A 1,137-nucleotide genomic window follows, 5' to 3' on the forward strand; every position below is an offset into this window, starting at 1 on the left:
CATGGTGATTGTGTGACCCGTGCCTGAATTCATAGGGTGCGTGGGGGGAACGCGGGGAAGTGAAACATCTCAGTACCCGTAGGAAGAGAAAACAAGAGTGATTCCGTTAGTAGTGGCGAGCGAACGCGGATGAGGCTAAACCGACCCATGTGTGATAGCCGGCGGGCGTTGCGTGGGCGGGGTTGTGGGACTTGCTGTGTTGGTTCTGCCGGACCGGCGAGGTGAGAGCATGGGCATAGGTGAACGGTCTTGAAAGGCCGGCCAGAGAGGGTGTGAGCCCCGTAACTGTAATGTCGTTGTGCCGCTTTTGGTGAGTATCCCAAGTAGCACGGGGCCCGAGAAATCCCGTGTGAATCTGTCAGGACCACCTGATAAGCCTAAATACTTCCTAATGACCGATAGCGGACCAGTACCGTGAGGGAAAGGTGAAAAGTACCCCGGGAGGGGAGTGAAACAGTACCTGAAACCGTGTGCTTACAATCCGTCAAAGCAGCCGCAGCTTGCTGTGTTGTTGTGATGGCGTGCCTTTTGAAGAATGAGCCTGCGAGTTAGTGTTACGTCGCGAGGTTAACCCGTGTGGGGTAGCCGTAGCGAAAGCGAGTCTGAACAGGGCGAGTGTAGTGGCGTGATCTAGACCCGAAGCGGAGTGATCTACCCATGGCCAGGTTGAAGCGACGGTAAGACGTCGTGGAGGACCGAACCCACTTCAGTTGAAAATGGAGGGGATGAGCTGTGGGTAGGGGTGAAAGGCCAATCAAACTCCGTGATAGCTGGTTCTCCCCGAAATGCATTTAGGTGCAGCGTTGCGTGTTTCTTGCCGGAGGTAGAGCTACTGGATGGCCGATGGGCCCTACAAGGTTACTGACGTCAGCCAAACTCCGAATGCCGGTAAGTGAGAGCGCAGCAGTGAGACTGTGGGGGATAAGCTTCATAGTCGAGAGGGAAACAGCCCAGACCACCAACTAAGGCCCCTAAGCGTGTGCTAAGTGGGAAAGGATGTGGAGTTGCTTAGACAACCAGGAGGTTGGCTTAGAAGCAGCCATCCTTGAAAGAGTGCGTAATAGCTCACTGGTCAAGTGATTCCGCGCCGACAATGTAGCGGGGCTCAAGTACACCGCCGAAGTTGTGGCATTCACG

The 1,137-nt window shown here is 55.1% G+C and carries 1 rRNA gene (cut by both window edges); it reads left to right on the plus strand.

The features are described from left to right. A 23S ribosomal RNA gene (locus tag ACIPY3_RS23085) occupies positions 1-1,137 on the plus strand (its annotated part extends past both window edges: 145 nt to the left, 1,381 nt to the right); the annotation flags it as partial.

Source organism: Paenarthrobacter sp. NPDC089714 (assembly GCF_044748905.1).
Classification (GTDB): Bacteria; Actinomycetota; Actinomycetes; order Actinomycetales; family Micrococcaceae; genus Arthrobacter.